The sequence below is a fragment of the Galactobacter sp. genome, from assembly GCF_022712295.1.
Lineage (GTDB): Bacteria > Actinomycetota > Actinomycetes > Actinomycetales > Micrococcaceae > Galactobacter.
Genome location: NZ_JALAGT010000028.1, coordinates 1 through 2,845 on the forward strand (window position 1 = coordinate 1; position 2,845 = coordinate 2,845).

Annotated in this window: 3 protein-coding genes; all 3 read left to right on the forward strand. The window is 66.0% G+C overall.

Annotated elements, in window-relative coordinates:
• Positions 1-326: hypothetical protein (locus tag Q0A15_RS02090; protein ID WP_291277885.1), on the forward strand; the 326-nt coding region annotated here is incomplete at its 5' end.
• The gene (locus Q0A15_RS02095; protein WP_291277886.1) at positions 323-1,816 is read left to right on the forward strand and encodes a M20/M25/M40 family metallo-hydrolase; all 1,494 of its coding nucleotides are present in this window, start codon (positions 323-325) and stop codon (positions 1,814-1,816) included. The genes Q0A15_RS02090 and Q0A15_RS02095, both read left to right, overlap by 4 nt.
• Positions 1,809-2,696: an alpha/beta hydrolase gene (locus tag Q0A15_RS02100; RefSeq protein ID WP_291277887.1), complete on the forward strand. Its 888-nt coding sequence runs from the start codon at positions 1,809-1,811 to the stop codon at positions 2,694-2,696. The genes Q0A15_RS02095 and Q0A15_RS02100 overlap by 8 nt, the downstream gene beginning before the upstream one ends.
• Positions 2,697-2,845 lie beyond the last annotated feature (149 nt).

Here is a 2,845-nt window from a genome sequence, read left to right on the forward strand (position 1 = left end):
GGCTCAACGCGCTCATGCTAGCCACGGCTCAGGCCGAGGGAATGGACGAGCCGGCCACCGCTGCAGACATTCGGCGCTGGATCGTCATGTTGGCCCACAGTGTCCCGCAACGTTACGCCGGCATGCTGCTCCAGGCCCTGCGTCGGCACGCGGCCCCGGAAGATGTCGTGACGGCTGCGCTCGCCCGCTTCGAGGCCGGACAGGCCTGGCTGGACGGATGCGGACTGCAAGCCACCGGCATCGGTACGGTCGTTGACGTGCAGATCGATATCGGAATGGCGGCGATTCGACAGATTCTCTTCACGGAGCGAGGCGATACGAAGTGACAACGACACAATCCACTGCTCGGAACAGCGCGGAACGGCGGATGCTCTCGGACCTGCAGCGACTCGTTGAAGTCCCCTCCATAAGTTCCGCACCGGAACGTGCGGAACAGGTTGCGGCCTCGGCCCGATTGGTCGCCGAGATGTTCACGGAAGTGGGCGTGCCCTGCTCCGTCGTGACCGAAGGTGGGGCTCCAGCAGTGATCGGTCGGCGAGAAGGGCCCGAGGGGGCTCCCGCCGTTCTGCTCTACGCCCACCACGACGTACAGCCCGTGGTGGCCGACGAATGGGAGGGTGACCCCTTCGAACTCACGGAATGCCCAGCGGATGAGGCCGGTCGGGGCACTCGGATGGCTGGGCGCGGAGCCGCTGATGACAAGGGAGGCATTGTCGTCCACCTGGAGACCCTGCGCCGGCTGATGGGGTCGCTCCTGGTGACCGTGGCGGTGCTCATCGAGGGCGAAGAAGAAGTCGCCTCTCCCTCTCTCGAGCGGATCGTGCACCGGCATCGTGACCTCCTGCGAGCAGATGTCGCGCTACTGCCCGATGCGGTGAACTCCGATGTGGGCGTGCCGTCGCTGACTGATTCCCTTCGGGGCATTTTGGGGATCAGGATCGGGGTCCGTACTGCCGAACGAGCCGTGCACTCCGGCATCTTCGGCGGTGCCCTGCCCGATGCGCTGGGAACGCTGGTCCACCTGCTCGACTCCCTCGTCGATGAGGATGGCAGGGTTGCGGTCCCCGGCATCGTAGCCGATCCGGCCCCTGCCAACCCCAGTGCTGCCGCAACCATGGCCGAGGTGGCCGCGGCCGCGGGGACCGTGCCGGGATTGCGTCTGGCCGGCGGTGCGCCCGAAATAGGCGGCCAAGCCCAGGGCGGTGCGGGCACGGATGGCATGGCCTCGTCCTCGACTGCAAAGGCAGACGGGCGGCGGCTTGCCGCTGAACTGTGGACCCAACCGTGCTTGACCGTCCTGGCCATCGACGCACCGCGCGTGGCCGAAGCGACGAATATTCTGACGCCCACCGCGCAGGCGGTTGTGAGCCTCCGATTGCCGCCTTCGCTGGATCCTCAGGTGGCTTTGGAATGCGTGTCCGAGCATCTGGCGCAGCACAATCGTGCGGGCGCGGAGCTCGACATTGTTCCGGTCAACGTGGGCAGAGGATGGAGCGCAGGGTCCGGGGGCGGGGGGTCCGCCGATGCAGTCATCAGGCTCGCCCTTGCCGAGCTGGGGCAGGCGTACTCGCAGTCCGCCGTCACCATGGGTGTGGGCGGTGGCATTCCCTTCGTCGATACGCTGACGACCGAGTTCCCCGGCCTAGTGCCGTTGATCACCGCAGTGCAGGACCCTGAGTCCAACGCCCACGCTGCCAATGAGTCGGTGGCTGTGGACACCCTTCACTCCGCAGTCGAGGCTCAGGTGGGCATCCTGCGCCGGTTGGGAGAGTCCGGCTTTCGTGATGTAGCAGGCGTGAGGACCACGCATGACTGATGCGCAGCTTATGACGCTTCCCGATGGACGAACACTGGCCTGGGCATGGTACGGGGACCCATCGGGACGGCCTGCGTTCTTCCTCCACGGCACACCGGGTGGCCGGCTGAGCGGAGCGGCCTATGCCGACTTCTTCGAACGTAACCGGCTCCATGTCGCCTGCCCCGACAGGCCAGGATACGGCGGAAGTTCCAGCCGGCCGCCGGAGCCGCACCGCCCGGTATCCGGCGGGGGACTGATGCACTTCTCCGCTGATCTGCACGAACTGTGGGAGCGCATTCGTCCAGCAGAGGACGCTCGGGCTCTTGTCATCGCCGGGTCCGGAGGTGCGCCGTACGGGCTGGCCTTCGCCGCCGGATATCCGCAGGACGTGGATGCGGTAGGAGTCTTCTCCGGAATCGCTCCGATGGAACCGGACGAGGCGGAAACGCTCATCGACGTGAACCGACGGCTGCACACCGCCGCGAATCACCTTGCGGCGTCAACCGTTACCGCTGGAGGAAAGCTCCCGGTCAGTGGGGACGCCCTGGAAGGATTGGTAGCTGATGTACGGCGGGCGATCCTCTCAGGTGAGCTCATCGGTGAGCCCGACGCTGCGATCCGCGATGCCCTGGTGCCAGGCGCTGATGGGATGGTGGTCGACTACAGCAGCGTTTTCGCCAGGAACTGGGGGTTCGATCCGGGAGACGTGCAGGCGGATGTCCGTTGGGTCCACGGAACTCAGGACGTCAACGCTCCGCTATCCGCCGCACGACGCTATGCCGGCCTGATTCCGAACTGCGAATTTCATCCGGTGGACGGCGGTGGTCACCGACCTTCATCTGCAACGCTCGACTGGCTGTTCGCTGAACTGCAGGGTTCTGCTCGGCCCGATAGGTGACGATCAGGATTCCGGATTGTCGAGTGCCGGGTGGCGTCGATGGTGGTCCGTTGCATGCTGGAATGCGTCCCCTGCGGCGAGCAGCTTGTCCTCGGAGAACTGGGGTCCTACGAACTGGACTCCCAGGGGCGTGCCCCGTTCGGTGAACC

Coding starts and splice junctions, on each gene's coding strand:
- Q0A15_RS02100 (WP_291277887.1), top strand. CDS start 1,809: ATGACTGATGCGCAGCTTATGACGCTTCCCGATGGACGAACACTGGCC.